The sequence below is a fragment of the Micrococcus sp. CH7 genome, from assembly GCF_001595485.1.
Lineage (GTDB): Bacteria > Actinomycetota > Actinomycetes > Actinomycetales > Micrococcaceae > Micrococcus > Micrococcus luteus.
Window position 1 is genome coordinate 228,760 of sequence record NZ_LOSQ01000021.1, and the last position, 24,094, is coordinate 252,853.

Annotated in this window: 18 protein-coding genes and 1 tRNA gene; 2 read left to right on the forward strand and 17 right to left on the reverse strand. The window is 73.5% G+C overall.

Annotated elements, in window-relative coordinates; translation table 11 throughout:
* Nucleotides 1-66: 66 nt before the first annotated feature.
* Together AUV08_RS06725 and polA are read right to left on the reverse strand one after the other, a co-directional pair.
* Complete coding sequence (locus tag AUV08_RS06725) at nucleotides 67-1,440, reverse strand: GNAT family N-acetyltransferase (RefSeq protein WP_061867944.1); 1,374 nt, start codon at nucleotides 1,438-1,440, stop codon at nucleotides 67-69.
* Complete coding sequence (gene polA / locus AUV08_RS06730) at nucleotides 1,424-4,237, reverse strand: DNA polymerase I (RefSeq protein WP_036382757.1); 2,814 nt, start codon at nucleotides 4,235-4,237, stop codon at nucleotides 1,424-1,426. Before polA ends, AUV08_RS06725 begins: the two co-directional genes overlap by 17 nt.
* 67 nt (nucleotides 4,238-4,304) lie before the next feature.
* On the opposite strand from polA, the gene AUV08_RS06735 reads away from it, so the two are divergent.
* A complete protein-coding gene (locus AUV08_RS06735) occupies nucleotides 4,305-4,826 on the forward strand; it encodes a PaaI family thioesterase (protein ID WP_036382804.1) in 522 nt (173 codons plus the stop codon).
* A 60-nt stretch (nucleotides 4,827-4,886) separates the two neighbouring features.
* Here AUV08_RS06735 and mnhG read toward each other — a convergent pair whose 3' ends face one another.
* The 7 genes from mnhG to AUV08_RS06770 form a co-directional block, all read right to left on the reverse strand.
* Nucleotides 4,887-5,264 carry a monovalent cation/H(+) antiporter subunit G gene (mnhG, locus tag AUV08_RS06740; RefSeq protein ID WP_036382758.1) on the reverse strand — a complete coding sequence of 126 codons (378 nt, stop codon included), beginning with the start codon at nucleotides 5,262-5,264 and terminating at the stop codon, nucleotides 4,887-4,889.
* A 12-nt stretch (nucleotides 5,265-5,276) separates the two neighbouring features.
* Entirely contained in the window at nucleotides 5,277-5,567 is a 291-nt protein-coding gene (locus AUV08_RS06745) for a monovalent cation/H+ antiporter complex subunit F (RefSeq protein ID WP_080695973.1), read from the reverse strand.
* Nucleotides 5,564-6,004, reverse strand: a complete 441-nt coding sequence (locus tag AUV08_RS06750; protein ID WP_080695974.1) for a Na+/H+ antiporter subunit E — start codon at nucleotides 6,002-6,004, stop codon at nucleotides 5,564-5,566. Before AUV08_RS06750 ends, AUV08_RS06745 begins: the two co-directional genes overlap by 4 nt.
* Complete coding sequence (locus AUV08_RS06755) at nucleotides 6,001-7,641, reverse strand: monovalent cation/H+ antiporter subunit D family protein (protein ID WP_061867943.1); 1,641 nt, start codon at nucleotides 7,639-7,641, stop codon at nucleotides 6,001-6,003. The genes AUV08_RS06750 and AUV08_RS06755 overlap by 4 nt, the downstream gene beginning before the upstream one ends.
* Nucleotides 7,638-8,093: a sodium:proton antiporter gene (locus tag AUV08_RS06760; protein WP_036382760.1), complete on the reverse strand. Its 456-nt coding sequence runs from the start codon at nucleotides 8,091-8,093 to the stop codon at nucleotides 7,638-7,640. The genes AUV08_RS06755 and AUV08_RS06760 overlap by 4 nt, the downstream gene beginning before the upstream one ends.
* Nucleotides 8,090-10,930: a DUF4040 family protein gene (locus AUV08_RS06765; protein WP_061867942.1), complete on the reverse strand. Its 2,841-nt coding sequence runs from the start codon at nucleotides 10,928-10,930 to the stop codon at nucleotides 8,090-8,092. The genes AUV08_RS06760 and AUV08_RS06765 overlap by 4 nt, the downstream gene beginning before the upstream one ends.
* 70 nt (nucleotides 10,931-11,000) lie before the next feature.
* Nucleotides 11,001-11,082, reverse strand: a tRNA-Leu gene (locus AUV08_RS06770).
* Nucleotides 11,083-11,257: 175 nt separating this feature from the next.
* Between AUV08_RS06770 and AUV08_RS06775 the strand changes: the two genes are divergently transcribed.
* Nucleotides 11,258-11,854, forward strand: a complete 597-nt coding sequence (locus AUV08_RS06775) for an ANTAR domain-containing response regulator (RefSeq protein WP_010078752.1) — start codon at nucleotides 11,258-11,260, stop codon at nucleotides 11,852-11,854.
* An 18-nt stretch (nucleotides 11,855-11,872) separates the two neighbouring features.
* Here the strand turns inward: AUV08_RS06775 and pyk are convergent, their stop codons facing one another.
* From pyk to AUV08_RS06815, 8 genes are all read right to left on the reverse strand, one after another.
* Complete coding sequence (pyk, locus tag AUV08_RS06780; RefSeq protein WP_061867941.1) at nucleotides 11,873-13,360, reverse strand: pyruvate kinase; 1,488 nt, start codon at nucleotides 13,358-13,360, stop codon at nucleotides 11,873-11,875.
* Between the two features lie 53 nt (nucleotides 13,361-13,413).
* Nucleotides 13,414-14,871 (reverse strand): glutamate synthase subunit beta, encoded by a 1,458-nt coding sequence (locus AUV08_RS06785; RefSeq protein ID WP_061873151.1) that lies wholly within the window; start codon nucleotides 14,869-14,871, stop codon nucleotides 13,414-13,416.
* The gene (gene gltB / locus AUV08_RS06790; RefSeq protein WP_061867939.1) at nucleotides 14,864-19,492 is read right to left on the reverse strand and encodes a glutamate synthase large subunit; all 4,629 of its coding nucleotides are present in this window, start codon (nucleotides 19,490-19,492) and stop codon (nucleotides 14,864-14,866) included. Before gltB ends, AUV08_RS06785 begins: the two co-directional genes overlap by 8 nt.
* A 180-nt stretch (nucleotides 19,493-19,672) precedes the next feature.
* The gene (gene lgt / locus AUV08_RS06795) at nucleotides 19,673-20,698 is read right to left on the reverse strand and encodes a prolipoprotein diacylglyceryl transferase (RefSeq protein ID WP_036382770.1); all 1,026 of its coding nucleotides are present in this window, start codon (nucleotides 20,696-20,698) and stop codon (nucleotides 19,673-19,675) included.
* Nucleotides 20,699-20,700: 2 nt separating this feature from the next.
* The gene (trpA, locus tag AUV08_RS06800) at nucleotides 20,701-21,507 is read right to left on the reverse strand and encodes a tryptophan synthase subunit alpha (protein ID WP_061867938.1); all 807 of its coding nucleotides are present in this window, start codon (nucleotides 21,505-21,507) and stop codon (nucleotides 20,701-20,703) included.
* Nucleotides 21,504-22,829: a tryptophan synthase subunit beta gene (trpB, locus tag AUV08_RS06805; RefSeq protein ID WP_061873152.1), complete on the reverse strand. Its 1,326-nt coding sequence runs from the start codon at nucleotides 22,827-22,829 to the stop codon at nucleotides 21,504-21,506. The genes trpA and trpB overlap by 4 nt, the downstream gene beginning before the upstream one ends.
* A 29-nt stretch (nucleotides 22,830-22,858) precedes the next feature.
* Nucleotides 22,859-23,665: an indole-3-glycerol phosphate synthase TrpC gene (gene trpC / locus AUV08_RS06810; protein WP_061867936.1), complete on the reverse strand. Its 807-nt coding sequence runs from the start codon at nucleotides 23,663-23,665 to the stop codon at nucleotides 22,859-22,861.
* 5 nt (nucleotides 23,666-23,670) lie between these two features.
* Complete coding sequence (locus tag AUV08_RS06815; protein ID WP_061867935.1) at nucleotides 23,671-23,994, reverse strand: HGxxPAAW family protein; 324 nt, start codon at nucleotides 23,992-23,994, stop codon at nucleotides 23,671-23,673.
* Nucleotides 23,995-24,094: the final 100 nt, after the last annotated feature.

The following is a 24,094-nucleotide window of genomic DNA, read 5'->3' on the forward strand; positions in this document are numbered from 1 at the left end:
GGGCCCACCCGGCGTGGGTCGTGATGGACATGTATCAAATGCGCACGAATGTGCTCGTCCAGCGTATCAGAAGCCGACGAGGGTGTGCAGGGGTCGGCTGGGTCGCACAAGCCCGTCGAACGCCTCCGCCGCGCCGGCCCGCAGCTCCGCCACGACACCGGCCTCCGCCAGCACCGCGGCGCCGGCCCCGCGGGAGTGCCCGCCGAGCCAGAGCGCGGAGAACCGGGCAGCGTCGAGCCGGAGTCCCGCGCCCAGGCCCACGGCGTCGGCCGCGGGGCCCAACCGCTCGGCGGCGCCGCGCCCCTGGCGGACGGTGAGCCGCCACGTCCCGTCGATCGCGCCGAACGCGTCCTCGACGGCGACGACGACCTCCCCGTCGCCCGCCCAGCCACGGGCCGCCATGGCGGCGGGCAGGTTCAGGACCCGCAGGTACAGGTCGTCGGAGCCGCGGTGCCGACTCACCCGCCGCTCGTCGACGAAGAGCGCCTCGAGCCAACCGGGCTCGGGCGCGCGGCCCCACTCGATCCGCTCGACCAGGTCCAGCCGGGCCAGGTGGTGGACGAGCCCGCGCCGCGCGTCGGCGGTCGCCGCGAGGAACGCGGTGACGGTGATCGTGGGCGGCTCCTTCTCCCAGCCCTCGAACCGATACAGCGCGACGCCCTGGACCCGCCCGTCGTCGTCGCGGTGGACCGCCGCGTACAGCCCCGAGCCGCGCCCCTCGTTCCGACTCGCCTCGCGGTCCTCCCAGCGCGGCACGCTGAACGAGATCCGCTGGACCGAGCCCGGGGTGGCCGGCAACACCCGCCCGTACAGCTCGTCCACGAGGCCGGGGATCTCCCGCGGCTCCTCGACCGTGACCCGCCCACCGGCCGGGGCGCCCGTGAACGCGGGGGCGCCCGAGACGTCGATCCGCACGGCGTGCCACCGGGTGGCGGCCCCGAAGCCGAAGCGGCCGTAGATGGCGGCCTCGGTCGCGGTCAGGGCGGCCGCGCACAGGCCGGCGTCGCGGGCGTCCGCGAGGGACCTGAGCATCATGGCCCGCAGCACGCCGCGCCGGCGGGCGTCCGGCGAGACGGTCACGTCGGTGATCAGCCACGCGTCGGCGGTGCGGCCGGGCCACGTGGTCAGCGGCTGCACGAAGTCCTCGAAGGTGGCGGCGGGGCGGCGGGCCGCCGGGTCGTCCCCCGGCGCGTAGACGCCGAGCCGGCGCCGTCCGTCGGCCGCGTGGGCCTCGAGCTGCTGGCGGAGCGCGGCGCCCGTGGGCACCGTCTCGTAGAAGCCCCGTTCGACCGCGGCCGCGAAGTGCGATGCGGCGGGGTCCTCGGGGCCGAGGACCCCGAGGTCGCGCAGCGCGAGGCCGTACTCGCCGAGCCGGTCCTCGGCGGCGTCGGCCAGCCGCCGCAGCGACGGACCCTCCGGCGCGTCAGTGTGCGGCGTCATGCCAGCTCCTTCCCTGGCCGACGTGCACGTCGAGCGGCACGGAGAGCTCGGCGGCCCGGCCCATCCGCTCCTTCAGGAGCGCCGTGGCCTTCTCGAGCTCGGCGGCCGGGACCTCGAGGATGAGCTCGTCGTGGACCTGCAGCAGCAGGCGCGAGGCCAGCCCGTGCTCCTCGAGGCCGGCCTGCACGTCGAGCATCGCGCGCTTGATGATGTCCGCGGCCGAGCCCTGGATGGGGGCGTTGAGCGCGGCGCGCTCGGCCATGTCCCGCAGCTGACGGTTGTCCGAGCTGAGGTCCGGCAGGTAGCGGCGGCGCCCCTCGATCGTCGAGGTGTACCCGTCCTGTCGGGCCTGCGCGACGACGTCGCGCAGGTAGTCGCGCACGCCGCCGAAGCGGTCGAAGTAGCCCTTCATGAGGCCGCGCGCCTCATCCACCGAGATCTTCAGCTGCTTGGACAGCCCGAAGGAGGACAGCCCGTAGGCCAGGCCGTAGCTCATCGCCTTCACCTTGGCGCGCTGCTCGGCGGTGACGTCGTCCGGGTCCACCCCGAACACCTGCGAGCCGACGAACGAGTGCAGGTCCTCGCCCTCGCGGAAGGCCTGGATCAGCCCCTCGTCCTCGGACAGGTGCGCCATGATGCGCATCTCGATCTGGGAGTAGTCGGCCGAGAGCAGCACGGCCTGCTCCCCGGCCACCTCGTCCGCCACGAACACCTCACGGATGCGGCGGCCCGCCTCGGTGCGCACCGGGATGTTCTGGAGGTTCGGGTGCAGCGAGGACAGTCGGCCCGTGGCGGCGGCGGTCTGCGAGTAGGTGGTGTGGATGCGGCCGTCCGGGGCGACGGTCTCGAGCAGCCCCTCCACGGTCTGCCGGAGCTTCGTGGCGTCACGGTGGGCCATCAGGTTCTCGAGGAACGGGTGCCGGGTCTGCTCGAGCAGGTCCTGCAGCGAGTCCACGTCCGTGGAGTAGCCGGTCTTCGTCTTGCGCGTGCGCGGCATGTTGAGCCGCTCGAACAGCACCTCCTGCAGCTGCTTGGGCGAGCCGAGGTTGACCTGCATCCCGCCGGTCTCCTCCGCGACGGACGCCCACGCGGACTCCTTGGCGGCGTCGGCGGCGTCGGTGAAGTCCTCGCGCAGGCCGGTCAGGGCGTCGACGTCGACGGCGATGCCGGTCAGCTCCATCCGGGCGAGCAGCCGCGAGAGCGGGATCTCGAGCTCCTGCAGCAGCCGCTGGGCCCCGCGGTCGAGCACCTGGGGCGTGAACTGGGTGGAGAGACGGCGCACCACCCAGGCGGCCCGCACGGCGTCCGCGGCGCGGGCCGCGCGTTCGGCGGCGGCCTGACCCCCGTCGAGGTCGAACGTCCCCTGCGCCCGCTGCTGAGCGGGCTCGCGCGGGGCGGTGAGGGGGGTGTGCAGATGCGCCTCCGCCAGCGCCTCGAGCGAGGTGTCCCGCCGGTCCGGCTGGATCAGGTAGGCCGAGAGCAGCACGTCGTCCACCACGCCGTCCAGGGCCGCGTCCGGGCCGAGCCCGTCGCCCTCGGTGGGCGCGGCCAGCGCCTTGAGGGTGCGCTTGAGGTCGTGCACGGCCTTGGCCAGCCCGCCCTCGCCGAGGGCCTCGCGCACGGCGGCGACCAGCGCCGGGTCCGGGGCGTCGCCGTCGAGGGTGACGTGCAGGCCCGCGTGCTCGCCCACAAGCGCGACGCCGACGGGCGTGCCGAACGTGCCGGGCACGGGCACCTTGCGGCGGGGCAGCAGGGCCGGGCCCTCGACGTCCACGTGGACGCCGAGCAGGTTGCCGGCCTCGGCGGCGAGGAAGGCGCGCACGTCCTCGGCCGTCGTCGCCTCGGTGAACTCCGGGGCGGCCTCGACCTCGGGGGGCGGCGCGTCCTCGCCCACCCGCTCGCCGAACACCTCGAACACGCGCTCCCGGATGCGGTTGAACTGCAGCGCGTCGAACAGCTCCTCCACGGGCTCGCGCTCGGGCATCTCGAGCCGCATCGCCTCGAGCCCGATCGGCAGGTCGAGGTCGCGCACGAGGGCGTTGAGGCGGCGGTTGCGGCGCACGTCCTCGAGATGCTCGCGCAGCGCCTCCCCCTTCTTGCCCGTGATCTCATGCGCGTGCGCCAGCACGCCGTCCAGGTCCCCGTACTGCTTCAGCCATTTCGCGGCGAACCCGGGGCCGACGCCGGGCACGCCGGGCAGGTTGTCCGCGGCCTCGCCGACGAGGGCCGCGAGCTCGGGGTACTGGGCGGGGGCGACCCCGTACTTGGCCATGACGGCGTCCGCGTCCATCGGCGGGATGTCGGAGACGCCCTTCTTGGGGTAGAGCACGGTGGTGCGCTCGGAGATGAGCTGGAACGCGTCCCGGTCACCGGAGACGACGACGGCCTCCCACCCCGCCTCCTCGGCGCGCGCGGACAGCGTGGCCACGATGTCGTCGGCCTCGTAGCCCTCCAGCGTGAGCGTGGGGATGCCCAGTGCCTCCATGACCTTCACGGTCAGCTCGATCTGGCCCGCGAACTCCGCGGGCGTCTCGGAGCGGCCGGCCTTGTACTCCCCGTACTCCTCGGAGCGGAACGTGGGCCCGGAGAGGTCGAACGCCACGGCCACGTGCGTGGGCCGCTGCTGCCGGATCATGGTCAGGAGCATGGCGGTGAAGCCGTACACGGCGTTCGTGTGCTGGCCCGTGTCCGTGGCGAAGTTCTCGGCGGGCAGCGCGTAGAACGCGCGGAACGCCATCGAGTGCCCGTCCAGGACCAGCAGCCGCTGCGGGGCCTCTGGGGTCGGATCTGCCGCCATGGGTGCTCACGTCTCCTCTCGGCGCGCGGCGCGGGGCGCGCCGGTCGCGTGTGCCAGCCTAGTGCTCATGAGTGAGCACACCGAGACCACCCCCGCCGCCTCCGAGCGCGTGTACCGCCCCGGCGTCACCCCCGAGCTGAGCCCCGCCGAGCTGGAGGCGGCCTGCGCCGAGGCCGGTCTGACGCCCGAGCTTGTCACCGCCCTCGGCGGCGCGGCGATCAGCCCCCTGGCCCAGAAGATGGGTCTGCGCTTCCTCGAGCTCACGGCCGAGCGAGCCGTCGCCACCCTGCCCGTCGCGGGCAACGAGCAGCCCGTCGGGCTGCTGCACGGCGGCGCCCACCTCGTGCTCGCCGAGTCCCTGGGCTCGATGGCCGCGAAGATCCACGCCGGGCCGGACCGCAACGTCGTCGGGGTCGAGATCAGCGCCACGCACCACCGGGCCGTCCGCTCGGGCCTCGTGACCGGCACCGCGACCGCCGTCCACCTGGGCGGCACCCTCGTCACCCATGAGGTGGTGATGACGGACGAGCAGGGCCGGCGGCTCTCGACCGCCCGCATCACCAACCTGGTCCTGGCGCCGCGCCCCTGAGGCGGCACGGCCCGCCCCGGGAGACGGGACGGGCCGGGCCGACGTCGCGTGCGGGCGGTCTCAGACCTCGTCCGGCGCGTGTGGAGCGGGCTCGCCGTGCTCGCGCCCCGGGGTGTCCTCGGCGAGCTCGTCGTAGTGCCCGGGGTTCATGGGCACCCCCGTGAGGTAGGCCGAACGGGCCAGGGCCATCGTCGCCACCGACGCCGACCCGAGCTGCAGGACCACGATCAGCACGACCTTGACCACGTTGGCCACCGAGGGCATGTGGAGCAGGGCCCCGACCACGAGCAGGATCATGCCGACGCCGCCGGCCGTGCCGGTGGCGGAGATCCGCGTGTAGGGGTCCGGGAAGCGCACGAGGCCCAGGGCGGCGCCGAGGAAGACGAGCGCGCCCAGCACGATCATGAGCGAGCCGATGACGTTCATCGCGGTGTCCATGGGATGGCCTCCTCAGCGTCGCCCGCGCGTCAGCGCGCGGGCCAGGGACATGCCGGTCAGGAACCCGGTGATCGCGGCGATGAGCACCAGGTCGAACGTGAAGGCGTTGGCCGCCCGGACGCCGAACAGCGTGACCATGCCGGTGACGCTGAACGTGAGCAGGTCGCCGGAGACGGCCCGGTCGGCGTCCAGGGGCCCCACGAGGATCCGGTAGGCGGAGACGACGGCGGCGACGAGCAGCAGGGCGATGCCCACGTCGATCCCGAGCAGGGACCAGTCGTAGTGCAGGTCGGTCAGGCTCACGCGGCCACCCCCGTCCGACGCAGCGCATGGAGCATGCGCCGCTCCATGTCGTGGATGTCCGCGCGCAGGCCGTCCGCGTCGTCAAAGTACAGGCCGTGCACGTAGAGCAGCCGGCGCGCCTCCGGATCGCCCGGCTCGTCGCCGACGGCGCCCGCCCGGCGGGTGCCGAGGGTGAGGGTGCCCGGGGTGAGGGTGATGAGCGAGGACAGGACGGTGACCTCCAGGTCCGTGCGGCAGCTGGTGCGCACCCGGGCGATGCCCGAGCGGGCGTCGTCGCCGGGGGTGATCAGGTCGTGCAAGACCGCGCCCGAGGACGTGACGAGGGCCCACAGGTACCAGAGCACGAATCCGGCCAGGCGCAGCGGCCACGACCACACGCTGGCCGTGCCGTCGCGGAAGTCCTGCGTGCCGTCGTCGTACTGGTGTGCCTGGCTCATCGGCCGATCACCGCCTCCACATACGCATGCGTGTCCGTCAGCCCCTGGGCGGCCGTGTCCGAGACCAGCCACAGGCCCTGCGCGCCCAGGCCGAGCGCGAGGGACAGGGCCGCGGTGAGGACCGTCGGCAGGGCCAGCGAGAAGGGGATCCGGGAGCGGGTGAGGTCCTCGTCCCGGCTGAAGACCACGGGCAGCACACCCGTGGGGGTGTGGACGGCCGCGGGGCCGTCGGGGGTGCCGGCCGGGGCGGCCGCGCCGTCCGCGTGGGCCTCCACGATCGGCAGGGCGGCCGTCTCGAGGCGCTCCCGGTGGTGGCGGGGCATCTCGGGCTCGCCCCAGAACCAGCCGTTCCAGATGCGCAGCAGCCCCCACAGGCTCAGCAGCGACGCGACGAGCACGACGGCCACGACGGCGGTCTGGCCCGCCTCCACGCCGGCGACCACGAGCATGAGCTTGCCCGCGAACCCGGAGAACGGCGGGATCCCCACCAGGGAGAGCAGGCCCGCGAAGTACGCGGCGGCGATCAGCGGCTCACGCCGGGCCAGACCCTGCAGATCCGCCAGCCAGCCGGAGCCGTACCGGACCTCGACGGCGCCCGTCGCGGTGAACAGGGAGGTCATGACGACCATGTGGTGGATCATGTAGAAGATGCCGGCGGCCAGGCCGAGCTGCGTGGACAGGCCGACGCCGACCAGGATGCCGCCGATGCCGCTGACCATCTGCCACGAGAGGATCGCACGGGTGCTCTGCTCCCCGAGGGAGGCGACCGCGCCGATCACGAGCGTGAGCGAGCACAGGATCAGGATGGCCCACAGGTACCGAGGCTCGCCGTCGTAGAGCACGGAGTAGATGCGGTAGATCGCATAGACGCCCACCTTGGTGTGCAGGGCGGAGAAGATCGCGGTGACCGCCGGCGACGTCGAGGGGTACGCCTTGGACAGCCAGCCGTGCAGGGGCACCACGGACGCCTTGATGGACAGGGCGAACAGCACCATGAACCCGGCGACGGCGACCCGTTCGTCCCGTGCCGCCGCGCCGGCCAGCACGGCGAGGTTGACGCTGCCCGTGATGCCGTAGATGAAGCCGACGCCGACCACGAGGATCGTGGAGGTGAACAGGTTCAGCGTGACGTAGAGGCGGGCGCCGTCCACGCGGCGCAGGGGCTCGCGCCGGTTGGCGGAGAGGACGAACAGGCCGTAGGACGGCAGCAGCATGACCTCGATGAACACGAAGAGGTTGAACAGGTCCGCCGTCAGCAGGGCGCCGTTCACCCCGGCCGTGAGGACGAGCAGCAGCGGCGCGAAGTAGACGGAGTTCGTCACGCGGGAGCCGTAGGCGAACAGGGCGCCCACCCACGAGAGCCCGGCGGTGAGGGTGAGCATCAGGCCGGTGAACGTGTCGGCGGCGAACGCGATGGCGATGCCGTCCGGCCAGCCGCCCACGCCCCCGGCCACCACGGTGCCGTCCAGGCTCAGCAGGATGAGCCCGGCGCCGCTGAGCGAGCTCAGCCCGAGCAGCCAGAGCAGGGCCCGGCGGTGCAGCCCCGGACGCTCCCCCGCGATCACGAGCAGGCCGCCGGCCAGCAGGGGGACGGCCACGAACAGCGGCAGGGCCAGGCCCAGGACGTCGAGGCTCATCCGCGCTCCTCCCGGTCGTCATGGCGGTGGCTGCCGTGCAGCACGGGCTGGGGCTGCGTGGCGAGGTGGCGCACGGCGGCGCCCAGCTCGGCGCGCGGGAAGCGGGCGTCCGCGGCGGCGAGCTCGTGCGGGTCGGCGTCCTCGGAGGGGTCGGCCACCTGGTCGTCGGACCGGCCCGTCACGGCGAGCACGAGCAGCAGCACGGTGACGGCGAAGGAGATGACGATCGCCGTCAGCACGAACGCCTGGGGCAGCGGGTCGGCCTGCGCGGCCACGTCCCCGTTCCCGATGAACGGCAGGGCGCGCCGGTCGGTGCCGCCGGCGGCGAGGATGGCGAGGTTGCCGGCGTGGCCCAGCAGCACCATGCCGAGGATCACGCGCAGCAGCTCGCGCTTGGAGAACAGGTAGACCGCGCCGAACATCAGCAGGCCCACGGTGATCGCGACGGTCATCGGGTCGCCTCCTCTCGCGTCGTGGCCGCGCCGGGTGCGGCCTTCTCGGGTGCGTCGCCGTCGTCGGGCGCCTCTTCGACCGTGTCCGGGCCCAGGAGGGTGAACGCGGCGACCACGAGGCCGAGCACGCACAGGTACACGCCCATGTCGAAGACCAGGGTGGTGGACAGTCCGTAGCCGAGGATCTTCACCCCGGAGGCGGCCAGGAAGCCCTCGCCCGTGAGGTAGCCGGTCAGACCGGCGGCGGTGCCCAGGGCCACGCCGCTGCCGATGAGCGTGAGGTAGGGCCACCGCAGGCGCCGGTCGCGGTCGGTGTCGGCCGACAGGTACATGAGGGCGTAGCCCGCACCGGCCACGAGGGCCGCGATGAAGCCGCCGCCCGGCTCGTAGTGGCCGCGCAGCAGCAGCAGGGCGGACATCGCGATGATCACGGGCCCGAGACCGCGGCCGAAGGTGCGCGCGTAGACGAGGTTCTCGTGCACGTGCGCGAGCGGGGAGCGCTCGTCGACGATGCTGCGCAGCGCCCGGACGGGGGCGCGGTTCATCAGCAGCGCCGCGACGGTCAGTCCGGTCACGCCGAGCACCGTCATCTCGCCCAGGGTGTCGAGCGCGCGGAAGTCCACGAGGATCACGTTGACGACGTTCACGCCGCCGGCCTGCTCGTAGGTCTCGGTGAGGTAGTAGCGCGCGATCTCGGACATGTCGCGCCGACCGGTGAAGGCCAGGACGCCGACGGTGGAGGCGACGCCGGCGATCGTCGCGGCCACGAGGGCGCCGGCGCGGCGCGGTGCGGGGTCGCGCCGGAAGCGGCGCGGCAGGCGGCGCAGCAGCAGCACCATCACGCACACGGTGAGGACCTCGACGAGCATCTGGGTCAGGGCCACGTCCACGGCGCCGAGGGTGAAGAACCACAGCGTCACGCCGAAGCCGACGGTGCCCACGACCACCATCGCGGCGATGCGGGTGCGGGCGCGCAGGGTCGCGGCGACGCCCACGGCCACGAGGACGACGAGCGCCCAGTCGTGCCAGCGCGCGGTCTGACCGACCACGTCCGGCAGCTCGTCCACGAGCAGGACCCCGACGACCGCGAGGACGCCGAGCATGACGGACGGGATGAGCAGGTGCGCCCGGGGCGCCATGCCGCCGGAGTGACGCCCGACGACCTCGCCCAGCCGCACCAGGCCGAAGCGGATGTCGTCCACGATGTCCAGGGCCGAGAAGGGCAGACCCGTGCGCGCGGCGACCCGCTCCACGGGGCGGCGCAGCAGCACCAGGACGAGGCCCGTGGCGATCACGGCGGCGGAGAGGAGCAGCGCCGGGGTCACACCGTGCCACAGGGCCAGGTGCGCGTGCGCCTGCGCGCCTGCCACGGCCTGGGCGGCGGCGGAGACGGGGGCGTCCAGCGCCTGCGGGGCGAGGCCGAGCACGACGCCGGCCACGGCCGCCAGCACGGGCATGGTCCAGAAGGCCGGGCCCGCCTCGTGGACCTCCTCGCCGCGGGCGGACTCCCACGGCTGGGCGGTGCCGGCCGGGCTCGCGCCCCACGTGCCGAGCGCGCCGAGGACCAGACGGCCCGAGTAGGCGACGGTGAAGACGGAGGCCAGCGCGATCGCGCCCGTGACCACCGGGGCGGCCCAGGCCGGGCCCGGGGTGCCGAGGGCGGCGTCGAGCAGGCCCTCCTTCGAGACGAAGCCGAGCAGGGGCGGCACCCCGGCCATGGAGACGGCGGCGAGCGTCAGGGCCGTGCCCGTGACCGGCATGCGCACGTGCCTGCCCGCGAGCATGCGCAGGTCCCGGCTGCCGGCCTCGTGGTCCACGATGCCGATCAGCATGAACAGGGCGCACTTGAACAGCGCGTGCGCGACCGTGTGCACGACCGCGGCCGTCAGCGCCGCCGTCGTGCCGATGCCGATGGCGGCGGTCAGCAGGCCGAGCTGGCTCATGGTCGAGTAGGCGAGCAGGCCCTTCAGGTCGTGCTGACGCAGGGCCGTGACCGCGCCGAACAGCGCCGTGATAAGCCCGCATGCGATCAGCAGCGTGGACCACACGGCGTGGCCGGACAGCACGGGGCTGAACACGAGCAGCAGGAACACGCCGGCCTTCACCATCGCCGCGGCGTGCAGGTACGCGGAGACCGGGGAGATGGCGACCATGGAGTCCGGCAGCCAGGCCTGGAACGGGAACTGCGCGGACTTCGTGAAGGCGGCCAGGGCCAGCAGGACGGCCAGCACGGTGCTGGTGGCGGGGTCCTGCCAGATGTCCGAGGCCAGGACGCCGCTGAGCGAGGCCGTCCCGGCGGTGACCATCATGATGGCGACGGCGGCCAGCAGCGCGAGGCCGCCGCCCACGGTCACGAGCAGGGTCCGGATCGCGGGGTCCCGGGCGTGGTCCCCCGAGCGCCCGATGAGGAAGAAGGAGGTGAAGGAGGTGAACTCCCACGCGACGAAGAGGACCACGATGTTGTCGGCGAGCACCAGCAGCAGCATCGACGCCGCGAACGCGGTCATCAGCAGGTAGAAGGAGCCGGGGCGGCTCTCCGCGCGGTCCCGGCTGAGGTACCGGCTGGAGTAGGCGAGGATCGCGGCGCCGATGACGAGGACGATCATGGCGAACACCAGAGCCAGGCCGTTCAGCCGGAGGTCGAGGTCCACCCCGACCGCGGGGATCCACGGATGGTGCTCCGTCCGGACGTCGCCCGTCCACGCCGCGATCAGCACGCCGGCCGCGGCGAGCAGGGGTGCGGCCAGGACCCAGCCCGCGTCCCTGCCCAGCGCGCGGGAGGCCGGGACGGCCGCCACCACCGAGAGGAGGGTCAGCAGGAGGCTGGTCAGGAGCACAGGACACCACTCAGCTCGGGTCGATCGATCACGGACACGGCGCCCACGGCGGGTGGCCGCGCGCCGACGGTGCCCGAAGTGGGACTCGAACCCACACGCCTCTCGGCACCGCATTTTGAGTGCGGCGTGTCTACCGATTCCACCATTCGGGCAGTGCCGCCCGGAGGCGGGACTCGATCACCCTATCAGCGCCCCGACCCGGCGTCCTCGGCCTTCCGGCGACGGTCCCCGCCGCCGCGCCCGCGCCGCGCCCATCGCGCACGGTAGCCTGGTGGACCACCAGCGGCGCCGCACCGACGCCGTCCCGGCCCGCACGAAGGAGCTGCCGTGTCCACGCTGACGCCTCCCGAGGAGACCGGCCTGCGGGCCGTCGTCGCCGAGGACGAGACCCTGATCCGCCTCGACCTGGTGGAGGTGCTCACCGGGGCGGGCTACCGGGTGGTCGCCGAGGCCGGCGACGGCCGCGCCGCCGTCGAGGCCGTGCGCGAGCACCGCCCGGACATCGTGGTGATGGACGTGAAGATGCCCGTGATGGACGGCATCGCGGCCGCGGGCGAGATCGCCGGGGAACGGCTCGCCCCCGTGGTGATGCTGACCGCCTTCAGCCAGCGCGAGCTGGTGGAGCGCGCCCGGACCGCCGGGGCCATGGCCTACGTGGTCAAGCCCTTCACCGAGGCCGACCTGGTCCCCGCCATCGAACTGGCCGTGGCCCGCTTCGACGAGCTGCGCAGCCTCGAGGCCGAGGTGCGGGACCTGGGCGACCGCCTGGAGACCCGCAAGATCGTGGACCGGGCCAAGGCGCTGCTCCAGGAGCGGATGCGCCTGACCGAGGCCGAGTCCTTCCGCTGGATCCAGAAGACCTCCATGGACCGGCGCCTGACCATGCGGGAGGTCGCGCAGGCCGTCATCGACCAGGTCGGCTGAGCGGCGCCCGCGCGCTCGTCAGAGCGGGGAGCGGGCCGGCCAGAAGCCGACCGGCTCGCGCGTCTGCGGCGAGGCGGCGGACGAGCCGCCCGCGGCGTCGTCGCCCACGCGGTGCACGCGCAGCGTGTTCGTGGAGCCCACGGCCCCGGGAGGGGACCCGGCGGCGATGACCACGAGGTCGCCGTGCTGGGCGATGCCCTCCGATGTGAGCGACTGCTCCACCTGGAGGGTCATCTTGTCCGTGGAGTCCTGGAACGGGACCATCTTCGGGTAGACGCCCCACGTCAGGCACAGGATGTTGTGCGTGTGCTCGTGGTGGGTGAACGCGTAGATCGGCTGACGCGGCCGCAGGCGGCTGAGCCGACGGGCCGAGTCGCCGGACTCGGTGAACGTGGCGAGGAACGGGATCTCGAGCTGGTTCGCGACCTCGACGGCGGCCCGGGTGATCGCGCCGCCGCGCGTGCGGGGACGCGAGCCGAGCGGGTGGATGAGCTCCAGGCCGTGGGTCTCGGTGGACTCGATGATCCGGGCCATCGTCTGGACCGTCTCGACCGGATATGCGCCCACCGAGGTCTCGCCCGAGAGCATGACGGCGTCCGCGCCGTCGAGCACGGCGTTGGCGCAGTCCGAGGCCTCGGCGCGCGTCGGGCGCGGGCTGTCGATCATCGACTCGAGCACCTGCGTGGCCACGATGACCGGCTTCGCCCAGCGGCGGGCGAGGTCCACTGCGCGCTTCTGCACCACGGGCACGTCCTCGAGCGGCAGCTCCACGCCGAGGTCGCCGCGGGCCACCATGATGGCGTCGAACGCGTCCACGATGGCCTCGAGGTTCTCCACCGCCTGGGGCTTCTCGATCTTGGCGATGACCGGGACCCGGCGCTCCTCCTCGTCCATGATCTCGTGCACCCGGTCCACGTCCGCGGCGTCCCGCACGAAGGACAGCGCCACCATGTCCACGCCGGTGCGCAGCGCCCAGCGCAGGTCCCGCTCGTCCTTCTCGGACAGGGCCGGCACGTTCACCGCCACGCCGGGCAGGTTGATCCCCTTGTTGTCCGAGACCATGCCCGGCACCTCGACCTCGGCCACCACGTCCGTGTCCGTGACCTCGACGGCGCGCAGGCGCACCTTGCCGTCGTCCACCAGGAGCACGTCACCGGGGGCGACGTCCCCGGGCAGACCCTTGTGGGTGGTGCCGACCAGCTCGCGGGTCCCGGGCACGTCCCGGGTGGTGATGGTGATCCGATCGCCCCTCTCGAGCAGATGCGGGCCGTCGGTGAAGCGGCCCAGGCGGATCTTGGGGCCCTGGAGGTCGGCGAAGATCGCGACGGGGCGGCTCTCCTCCACGCTGAGGCGGCGCACTCGCTCGTAGGACGTCTCGTGGACCGCGTGGTCGCCGTGGCTCATGTTGAGGCGGACGACATCCGCCCCCGCACGGATGATGGCGCGGGTGGTCTCGTCGGAGTCGGTGGCGGGCCCGAAGGTGGCGATGATCTTCGCGTGTCGCATGGGTCCACTCTAGGCGCGGGCGCGCTCCCTGGCCGAGGGGCTAGCCCCGCCGTTCACCTCAGGACGAAGCCGTGGTCGGAGGGCCGGACCGGCGCCGGGAGCATGGTGTCCCCCGAGAGGAACCGGTCCACCTCGGCCGCGACGGCGCGGCCCTCGGCGATCGCCCACACCACGAGCGAGGCGCCGCGCGAGACGTCGCCGCACGCGAACACGCCCGGGGCCTGCGTGGCGTACGTCTCGTCGCGGACCACGAGGCCGCGCTCGAGGGACACGGCGGAGCGGTCCACGAGCTCGTCCAGGTCCGCTCCCGTGAAGCCGAGGGCCAGCAGTACGAGGTCAGCCGGGATCTCGTGCTCGGTGCCGGCCCGCGGGCCGCGGGTGCCGTCGGCCCGGATCTCGGTCTCGGCCACCTTGAGGGCGCGCACCCGGCCCTCCGCGTCGCCGAGGAACTCGACGGTGGAGGCCAGGTAGATGCGCTCGCCGCCTTCGGCGTGCGCGGAGGCGACCTCGAACAGGGTGGGCACGGTGGGCCAGGGCTGGTGCTCGGGGCGCTGCTCCGGCGGCCGCCTGCCGATCGCCAGCGTGGTGACCGAGGCGGCCCCCTGGCGGTGGGCGGTGCCGATGCAGTCCGCGCCCGTGTCGCCGCCGCCGAGGATCACGACGTGCCGGCCCTGGGCACTGATCGGCTCGAGCTCGCCGCCGGCGACCCGCCGGTTGACGGGCACGAGGTAGTCCATGGCCAGGTGGATGCCGTCCAGGCCGCGGCCCGGCAGGGGCAGCTCCCGGCCGACGGGGGCGCCGGTGGCCAGCACCACGGCGTCGTAGCGGCGCTGCAGCGCCTCCCAGCTCATGTCCGTGCCGATCCGCACGCCGGTGCGGAACCGGGTGCCCTCCTCGGTCATCTGGGCGATGCGGCGGTCGATCAGATGCTTCTCCAGCTTGAAGTCCGGGATGCCGAACCGCAGCAGCCCGCCGAGCGCCTCGTCCTTCTCGTAGACCACCACGGTGTAGCCGGAGCGGGTCAGCTGCTGGGCGGCGGCCAGGCCCGCCGGGCCCGAGCCGACGACGGCGACGGTCAGCCCGTTCTGCCGCTGCGGCGGGTGCGGGGTGAGGGAGGGCGCGTCGAAGAGGTGGTCCGCGATCGACAGCTCCACCTGCTTGATGGACACGGCCGGCTGGTTGATGCCGAGCACGCACGAGGCCTCGCACGGGGCGGGGCAGATCCGGCCGGTGAACTCGGGGAAGTTGTTCGTGGCCTCGAGGCGGGCGCCGGCCTCGTCCCAGTCGTCCCGGTACACGAGGTCGTTGAACTCGGGGATGAGGTTGCCCAGGGGGCAGCCTGCGTGGCAGAAGGGCACGCCGCAGTCCATGCAGCGGGAGGCCTCCGTGCGCACGATCGCCTCGTCCTGGCGCACGTGGACGTCCTTGAAGTCCATGATGCGGACGGGGACGGGGCGCGAGGGGCGCGGGACGCGCTCGCGATGCTTCAGGAATCCGCGCGGGTCAGCCACGGGTCACCTCCAGGATTCGGGCCCAGGCGGCGTCGCCGTCGGGGTCGGTGCCGGCGTCCCGGCTCTCAGTTCGGATCTCCTGCACGGCCGCGTAGCGGCGCGGCAGGACGGTGGTGAAGCGCTCCCAGAGCGCCTCGGCGGCCTCGGCGGGGCCGTCCAGCTCGGCGAGCAGGCGCGCGGCCAGGTCCGAGCCGGTGGCGGCCCGGTGCTCCTCGAGCAGCTCGCGGATGAGCGCGCGGTCCGCGCCCTGGGGGCGGCGGAGCAGCAGCTCGTCCTCCTTGACGGCGAGCGGGTTGAGCTGGGCGGGGTCCAGGTCCAGGAAGAACCCGACGCCGCCGGACATGCCGGCCGCGAGGTTGCGGCCGGTGTTCCCCAGCACGAGGGCGGTGCCGCCCGTCATGTACTCGAGGCCGTGGTCGCCGATGCCCTCGACGACGGCGACCGCCCCCGAGTTGCGGACCAGGAACCGCTCCCCCACGCGGCCGTTGAGGAACAGCCGCCCCGAGGTGGCGCCGTAGCCCACCACGTTGCCGGCGATCATGTTCTCCTCGGCCGCGAAGGGGGCCTCGGGGGCGGGTCGCAGGGCCACCGTGCCGCCGGAGAGGCCCTTGCCCACGTAGTCGTTGGCGTCCCCGGACAGGGTGATGCTCACGCCGGCCGGCAGGAAGGCGCCGAGGGACTGCCCGGCCTCGCCGGTCAGCTCGATGCGGATGGTGTCCCGGGGCAGCTCGTCGTCGAGCCGGGCCGCGGTGACGCGGTGGCCCAGCAGGGTGCCCACGGAGCGGTCGGTGTTCACGAGGCGGTCCGTGACGGTCACGGGCGTCTCGGTGACCACGGCGTCCGCCACCTGGTCCAGCCAGCGCTGGTCCGCCTGGTCCTGGAGCCGGTGGTCCTGCTCCGTGAGCCGGCGGCGCGGGGCCTCCTCGGGCACCCCGGCGTCCGAGAGCACGCCGGACAGGTCCAGGCCCTCGGTCTTGAAGTGCCCGATCGCCGCGTCCTTGTGCAGCAGGTCCTGGCGGCCGATCGCCTCGTCCAGGGAGCGCAGGCCGAGCTCGGCGAGCAGCTCGCGCACCTCCTGGGCGATGTACTCGAAGAACGTCACCACGAACTCCGGCCGGCCGGTGAAGCGGGCGCGCAGCTCGGGGTTCTGCGTGGCCACGCCCACGGGGCAGGTGTCCAGGTGACACACGCGCATCATGATGCAGCCCGAGACCACGAGCGGCGCCGTCGCGAAGCCGAACTCCTCGGCGCCGAGCAGGGCCGCGATCACCACGTCCCGGCCGGTCTTGAGCTGGCCGTCCACCTGCACGGTCACGCGGTCGCGCAGCCCGTTGAGCCGCAGCGTCTGCTGGACCTCGCTCAGCCCCAGCTCCCACGGGGTGCCGGCGTGCTTGAGCGAGTTCAGCGGGGAGGCCCCGGTGCCGCCGTCGTGCCCCGAGATGAGCACGACATCGGCCTTCGCCTTGGTCACGCCGGCCGCCACCGTGCCCACGCCGGTCTCGGAGACCAGCTTGACGTGCACGCGGGCCTGCGGGTTGGCTCGCTTGAGGTCGTGGATCAGCTGGGCGAGGTCCTCGATCGAGTAGATGTCGTGGTGCGGCGGCGGGGAGACGAGGGAGACGCCCGGCGTCGAGTGCCGCGTGCGCGCCACCCACGGGTAGACCTTGGCGCCCATGAGCTGGCCGCCCTCGCCGGGCTTGGCGCCCTGGGCCATCTTGATCTGCAGGTCCGTGGCGGTGGACAGGTACAGGCTCGTGACGCCGAACCGGCCCGAGGCGATCTGCTTGACGCGCGAGTTGCGCTCCGGGTCGAGCAGGCGCTCGGGGTCCTCGCCGCCCTCGCCCGAGTTCGAGCGCGCGCCGAGGCGGTTCATGGCCACCGCGAGCGTCTCGTGGGCCTCCTGGGAGATCGAGCCGTAGGACATGGCGCCGGTGGAGAACCGCTTCACGATCGACTCGACGGACTCGACCTCGGAGACCGGCACGCGCTCGCGCCCCTTCGTGGCGAGCCCGAGCAGGCCGCGCAGGGTCATCAGGTCCGCGGACTGCTCGTCCACGCGCCGCGTGTAGTCCTTGAAGATGTCGTAGCGCCGCTCGCGGGTGGCGTGCTGCAGGCGGAACACGGTCTCGGGGTTGAACAGGTGCGGCGGCCCCTCTCGGCGCCACTTGTACTCGCCGCCCACGGGCAGGCCCGAGGTGCCGCGCGGGCCCACGGTGGAGGCGGAGGAGCCGTCCACGGGGAACGCCGTGGCGTGGCGGGCCGCGGACTCGGCCGCGATCACGTCCAGCCCCACCCCGTCCATCGGCGAGCGGGTGCCCGTGAAGTAGCGGTCCACGAAGGACCGGGAGAGGCCGAGCGCCTCGAACGTCTGGGCGCCGCAGTACGAGGCCACCGTGGAGATGCCCATCTTGGACATGATCTTCTGCACGCCCTTACCGAGCCCGTGGATGAGGTTCCGGGTGGCCTCCTGCTCGGTGACGCCGGTGAGCGTGCCGGTGCGCACGAGCTCCTCGGCCGTCTCCATGGACAGGTACGGGTTGACGGCGGAGGCGCCGTAGCCGATCAGCACGGCCACGTGGTGGACCTCGCGCACGTCGCCGGCCTCCACGAGCAGGGAGGTGCGGGTGCGCGAGGCGCTCGCCAGCAGGTGGTGGTGCACGGCCGAGGTGAGCAGCAGGGACGGGATGGGCGCCCACTGCGCGTTGGCGTCCCGGTCCGAGAGGACCACGTACTGCACGCCGCGCTGGACGGCCGCGGAGACCTGCTCGCAGATCTCCTTGAGGCGGGAGCGCATCTCCTCGGCGCCGCCGGCCACGAGGTAGAGCCCCTTGACCTTGAGGGCGCGGCGCGTGCCGTCCTCGGCGCGCACCGCGGCGATGCGGGCGAGCTGCTCGTTGTCCAGCACCGGGAAGGGGATCTCGACGGCGTCCGTCGTCACCTTGCCCGCGGCGAGCAGGCTCGCCTGGGGTCCGATGCACGTGCGCATCGAGGTGACCTGCTCCTCGCGGATGGAGTCCAGCGGCGGGTTGGTCACCTGCGCGAAGTTCTGCGTGAAGTAGTCGAAGAGCAGGCGCGGGCGCGGGGAGAGCGCCGCGATCGGGGTGTCCGTGCCCATCGCCCCGAGGGGCTCGGCGCCGTGCCGCGCCATGGGCTCGATGATCGTGCGCACCTCCTCGTCCGTGTAGCCGAACAGGCGCTGGCGCAGGCGGACGGAGTCGCCGTGGTAGCGGACGGGCTCGCGCTCGGGCAGGTCCTCGATCCGCCGCAGCGAGTCGGCCACCCAGTCCTTCCACGGGGCGGAGGCGGCGATCTCGGCCTTGACCTCCTCGTCCTCGATGATGCGGCCCTGCTCGGTGTCCAGCAGGAACATCCGCCCGGGCTTGACCCGGCCCTTACGGACCACGGTGGCCGGGTCGATGTCCAGGACGCCGACCTCGGACGCGAGCACCACGAGCCCGTCCCGGGTCTCCCAGTAGCGGGCGGGGCGCAGGCCGTTGCGGTCCAGCACCGAGCCGAGCTGCACGCCGTCGGTGAAGGCGATCGCGGCGGGGCCGTCCCACGGCTCCATGAGCATCGAGTGGTACTGGTAGAACGCGCGCCGGTCCTCGTCCATGGTGGTGTGGTTCTCCCACGCCTCCGGGACCATCATCATGATCGCGTGCGAGAGCGGGCGGCCGGCCAGGTGGATCAGCTCGGCCACCTCGTCGAACGAGGCCGAGTCCGAGCCGGAGGCGCTCACGATGGGGAACATCTCCTCGGGCACCTCGCCGAGCAGCGGGTGGCGCAGCTCGCCCTGGCGGGCCCGCATCCAGTTGCGGTTGCCCTTGACGGTGTTGATCTCGCCGTTGTGCGCGATCGTGCGGAAGGGCTGGGCCAGCGGCCACGAGGGGAACGTGTTCGTGGAGAAGCGGGAGTGGACCACGGCCAGGCGGGTCACGTACCGCTCGTCCGAGAGGTCCGGGTAGAACGGCTCGACCTGCGCCGTCGAGAGCATGCCCTTGTAGACGAGGGTGCGCGAGGACAGGGAGGGGAAGTAGACGCCGCTGCGCTGGGCGCGGCGGCGCAGGCGCCAGGCGCGGGCGTCCAGCGAATGGCCGGGGGCCTCGACGTCCTCGCCGGCGGGGACGGCCAGGAAGAGCTGCTCGAAGACCGGCATGACAGCGCGCGAGCCCGGGCCGAGCACGGACTCGTCGGTGGGGACGGGACGCCAGCCGAGCAGGTCGAGGCCCTCGACGACGGCGGCCTCGGCGATCGCCTCCTGCGCGGCGGCGCGGGCGGCCTCGTCCTGGGGCAGGAAGGCGGTGCCGACGGCGTACTCCCCCGCCGCGGGCAGCTCGAAGGAGACGGTGGCGCGCAGCAGGGCGTCGGGGACCTGGGTGATGATGCCCGCGCCGTCGCCGGTGCCCTCGTCCGCTCCCACGGCGCCGCGGTGCTCGAGCGCCCGCAGGGCGGTCAGCGCGTCCTGGACGATCTTGTGGGTGGCCGGGCCGCGCAGGGTGGCCACGGCGGCGAGGCCGCACGCGTCCTTCTCCTGCTCCGGGTCGTAGAGACCCGCCGCCTCCGGCTGGGCGGCGAACGCGCGGAACGGGTCGGCGTGCAGGGTCTTCGATGGGTGCTGCATGGCGCGTCCTTCTCCTGTGGCCGGCCGGAGGGCCGGGGTGAGGAGGAGACGACGCTGGCCCCTGCGATGGTGAGCGGACCCTGCCTCGGGGATCGCCCGGCGGGTCGCGTTGCGCACGAGTGTAGCGAGGAAGGCGACCTGCGCCACATTCTCAGACGCGGATGTCCGAATGCTGGACGCTCAGCGGTCCTCGCGGACCCCCGCGGCCGTGGATCCGGCGCCGTCGTCGGGGCCCTGCCCCGCGACCGCCGCGTCGACGGGCGCGCCCGCGCCGGCCTCGAGGGCGGGGCCGCGGCCGGGCAGCCACACGGAGTCGTCCGAGCGCGGGCCGGCGGCGGCCGGGCCGTGCTTGACCAGGATGACGGCGAGCATCACGAGCGCCAGCAGGAGCATCACGATCGAGGTCCACACGTTCAGGCGCTGGGTCACGCCGAAGAGCGTGACCAGCTCCGCGTCGTCGATGCGCAGCATCTCGATCCACACGCGACCGGCCGTGTACCAGGCGACGTAGGCCCAGACCATGGCGCCGTGCCGCAGCCGCCACCGCCGGTCCACCAGCAGCAGGACGGCGACGCCCAGCAGGTTCCAGAGCGACTCGTAGAGGAACGTGGGGTGGAACAGGGTGTCCGCGGGCACGCCCGCGGGGAAGTTCGGGTGGTCGGCGTCCACGCGCAGGCCCCACGGGGCCGTCGTCGGGCCGCCGAAGAGCTCCTGGTTGAACCAGTTGCCCCACCGGCCCACGGCCTGGGCCAGCAGGATGCCCGGGGCGACGACGTCGGCGAACGCGCTCAGCCGCACCCCGTAGCGCCGGCACGCGATCCACGCGCCCACCGCCCCGAGGGCGATCGCGCCCCAGATGCCCAGGCCGCCGTTCCACACGTACAGGATCTGGATCGGGTCGCCCGTGCCGTCGAAGCCGGGGCCGAAGTACCGGTCCGGCGAGGAGAACACGTGGTAGAGCCGCCCGCCGACGAAGCCGAACGGGATGGCCCACAGGGCCACGTCCAGGACGCGCCCCTCGGGGCCGCCCCGGGCCTTCCAGCGGCGCTCGGCCAGCCACAGCGCCAGGACGATGCCCAGGATGATGCTCAGCGCGTACGCGTGGATCTTCACCGGGCCGATCTCGAAGCCGTCCCAGGTGGGGGCGGGGAACGCGGCCAGGGGTGCGAGGGCGGCGGGGGACGCCAGGGAGGCCAGGGCGGTCATGCTCAGCCCTCCCGGACGGCGCCGGCGGCCAGCTCGCGGGCGAGGGCGCCGACGGCCTGCGGGCCGCCCTCGCCGAGGGCGCGGACCAGGGCGGTGCCCACGATGGCGCCGTCGGCGTACGCGCCGATCTCTCGCACGTGGGCCGCCTGGGAGACGCCCAGCCCGACGCACACGTGCTCGGCACCGGCCTCCTTGGCGCGGCGCACCACGGTCTCGGCCGCGGTGGACACCGCGTCGCGGGCGCCGGTGACGCCCATGACCGACACGGCGTACACGAAGCCGCGGGAGGACTCGACGGTGAGGCGCACCCGCTCGTCCGTGGACGAGGGCGCGGTGAGGAACACGCGGTCCAGGCCGTGGCGGTCCGCGGCCTCCATCCAGGCACCGGCCTCCTCGGGCACGAGGTCAGGGGTGACGAGACCGGCGCCCCCGGCCTCGGCGAGACGGCGCGCGAACTCGTCGACGCCCATGCGGTCCACCAGGTTCCAGTACGTCATCACCAGCACGGCGGCGTCCACGCGCTGCGTGACGCGCCGGATGATCTCGAACACGTCCGCCACGCGGAAGCCGGCCCGCAGCGAGGCCTGGGTGGCGGCCTGGATCACGGGGCCGTCCATCACCGGGTCGGTGTAGGGCAGGCCGAGCTCGATCACGTCCGCGCCGTTCTCGGCGGCGACGACGACGGCCTCCACGCACTCGTCGACGCTCGGGTAGCCCGCGGGCAGGTAGGCGACGAGGCCGGTGCGGCCGGCCGCCTTCGCGGCATCCAGGGCCGCGGCGGTCTTGGAGTGTACGGTCATGCCGGTCACTGCTCCTCTCCGGGGGTCATCTCCTCGAGCGGGTCCTTCTCCTCCGTGGCCGTGCCGAGGCCGAACCAGGCCGCCGCGGTGGCGACGTCCTTGTCCCCGCGGCCGGAGAGGTTCACGATGATGATCCGCTCCTCCCCCTCCGGGGCGTCCGGCCCCACGAGGCCCTCGTCCGCCCAGCGGCGGGCCAGGCGCAGCGCGCCGGCCAGGGCGTGGGCCGACTCGATGGCGGGCGTGATGCCCTCGGTGCGCGTGAGCCGGAGGAAGGCGTCCATGCACTCGGTGTCCGAGACCGGCTCGTAGACGGCGCGGCCCGTGTCGTGCAGGAAGGCGTGCTCCGGGCCGACGGCCGGGTAGTCCAGGCCGGCAGAGATCGAGTGGGAGTCGATCGTCTGCCCGTCCTCGTCCTGCATCAGGTACGTGCGGGCGCCGTGCAGCACGCCGGTGCGTCCGAGCGTGATGGACGCGGCGTGGCGGCCGGTCTCGAGGCCCTCGCCGCCGGCCTCGAAGCCGTAGAGCTCCACCTCAGGGTCGTCGAGGAAGCCGTGGAACAGGCCCATCGCGTTGGACCCGCCGCCCACGCACGCCGCGACGGCGTCGGGCAGGCGGCCGGCCTGGGCCAGGATCTGCTCGCGGGCCTCTTCGCCGATCACGGAGTGGAAGTAGCGCACCATGGCGGGGAACGGGTGCGGGCCCGTGACCGTGCCCATCAGGTAATGCGTGGTGTCCACGGAGGCGACCCAGTCCCGCAGGGCCTCGTTGATCGCGTCCTTCAGGGTGCGGGCGCCGATCGCCACGGGGACCACCTCGGCGCCGAGCATCTGCATGCGCGCCACGTTCAGGGCCTGGCGGCGGGTGTCCTCCTCCCCCATGTACACGGTGCACTCCATGCCGAACAGCGCGGCCGCCGTCGCGGTGGCCACGCCGTGCTGGCCGGCGCCGGTCTCCGCGATCAGGCGCGTCTTGCCCATGCGGCGGGCGAGCAGCGCCTGGCCGATCACGTTGTTGATCTTGTGCGAGCCGGTGTGGTTGAGGTCCTCGCGCTTGAGGAAGATGCGCACGCCGGGGGTGTCCGCGGCGAACCGCGGCACCTCGCTCAACAGAGAGGGCCGGTTCACGTAGTCCCGGAAAAGGGTCCGCAGCTCGGCCTCGAAGGCGGGGTCCTGCCGCGCCTCCTCGTAGGTGCGGGTGAGCTCCTGCAGCGCGGCCATGAGGGACTCGGGCATCCACTGCCCGCCGTAGTCGCCGAAGTAGGGCCCGGCCTGACCCTGATAGGGCCCCTCGAACTCGATCGCGGGCTCGGTGCTCGGACGGTCGGCGCTCATGACGACCACGCTCCTCGGGTCTGGTTCGGTCAGCGGACGGTGAGGGACGCGGCGCGGAACGCGCGCAGCGCCTCCTCGGGGGCGCCGTGGCGCACGAGGGCCTCGCCCACGAGCACGACGTCGGCGCCCGCGGCGGCGTAGGCCTTGATCTGCTCCTCGGACTCGACGCCCGACTCGGCGACCCGGACGACGTCCTCGGGCAGCCCGTCGGCCAGCGCGGCGTAGCGGGCCGGGTCGACGTCGAGGGTCTTGAGGTTGCGCACATTGACGCCGAGGATGCGGGCGCCGGCGGCGACGCCGCGCTCGATCTCCTCGGGCGTGTGGGCCTCCACGAGGGCGTGCATGCCCAGGGACTCGGTGAGCTGCAGGAAGCCGGCCAGCTCGGCGTCGTCGAGGGCGGCCACGATCAGCAGGACCAGGTCGGCCCCGTGGGCGCGGGCCTCGTGGATCTGGTACTCGGTGACGGTGAAGTCCTTGCGCAGGACCGGCAGATCGACGGCGGCACGCACGGCGTCCAGGTCGGCCAGGCTGCCGTCGAAGCGGCGGGCCTCGGTGAGCACGGAGACGGCGCTGGCGCCGCCGCGCTCGTACGCCCGGGCCAGGGTGGCCGGCTCGGGGATCTCGGCGAGCGCGCCCTTGGAGGGGCTCGCCCGCTTCACCTCGGAGATCACCCGGATCCCCGCCGGGTCGGTGCGTCCGCCGTGCAGGGCCGCGTGGGCGTCGCGCGGCGCGGGGGCGGCGGCCACCAGCTCGGCCAGGCGCGCCTCGGGCACGGCACGGCGACGAGGCTCGAGGTCCTCGCGGACGCCGTCGATGATCTCCTGGAGGACGGACACGCGGATCAGTGACCGTGCTGGCCGCGACCCGCGCCGGCCTTGCCGGCGACGATGCCCACGACGACCCCCACGGCCATCAGGGCCAGGCCGATCCACACGACGACGCTCCAGTCGGCGAGCAGGCCGACGCAGCCGGCCACGAAGCCGACGAGCACGAGCGCCACCATGGCCCACGCGCCGGGCGAGTTGCCGTGGCCCGGCAGCTCGAGGTGGGTCGGGTCGTTGAGCACCCGGCCATCCTCGGTGACGACGACGTCCTCGACGGCGCCGCGGCGGGCGGCGCGACGGGTGGTGGGCTCGGTGTGCGCGGTGTTCGCGGTGTGGCTCATGGCTGTCCCTCACTGGTGCGTGGTGTACATGACGACTGTCCCTCATTGTGCCATGCGGGCACGGGGCCGGGCCCGCGTGACCCGGGACGACCCGGGCGGT

Bases quoted from the DNA above. Each gene is read 5' to 3' on its own strand.
- AUV08_RS06750 (WP_080695974.1), bottom strand. From the start codon at position 6,004: ATGAGCCAGGCACACCAGTACGACGACGGCACGCAGGACTTCCGCGAC.
- polA (WP_036382757.1), bottom strand. From the start codon at position 4,237: ATGGCGGCAGATCCGACCCCAGAGGCCCCGCAGCGGCTGCTGGTCCTG.
- AUV08_RS06760 (WP_036382760.1), bottom strand. From the start codon at position 8,093: ATGACCGTCGCGATCACCGTGGGCCTGCTGATGTTCGGCGCGGTCTAC.
- trpB (WP_061873152.1), bottom strand. From the start codon at position 22,829: ATGAGCGCCGACCGTCCGAGCACCGAGCCCGCGATCGAGTTCGAGGGG.
- AUV08_RS06815 (WP_061867935.1), bottom strand. From the start codon at position 23,994: ATGAGCCACACCGCGAACACCGCGCACACCGAGCCCACCACCCGTCGC.
- gltB (WP_061867939.1), bottom strand. From the start codon at position 19,492: ATGCAGCACCCATCGAAGACCCTGCACGCCGACCCGTTCCGCGCGTTC.
- lgt (WP_036382770.1), bottom strand. From the start codon at position 20,698: ATGACCGCCCTGGCCTCCCTGGCGTCCCCCGCCGCCCTCGCACCCCTG.
- pyk (WP_061867941.1), bottom strand. From the start codon at position 13,360: ATGCGACACGCGAAGATCATCGCCACCTTCGGGCCCGCCACCGACTCC.
- AUV08_RS06725 (WP_061867944.1), bottom strand. From the start codon at position 1,440: ATGACGCCGCACACTGACGCGCCGGAGGGTCCGTCGCTGCGGCGGCTG.
- mnhG (WP_036382758.1), bottom strand. From the start codon at position 5,264: ATGGACACCGCGATGAACGTCATCGGCTCGCTCATGATCGTGCTGGGC.
- AUV08_RS06755 (WP_061867943.1), bottom strand. From the start codon at position 7,641: ATGAGCCTCGACGTCCTGGGCCTGGCCCTGCCGCTGTTCGTGGCCGTC.
- AUV08_RS06735 (WP_036382804.1), top strand. From the start codon at position 4,305: ATGAGTGAGCACACCGAGACCACCCCCGCCGCCTCCGAGCGCGTGTAC.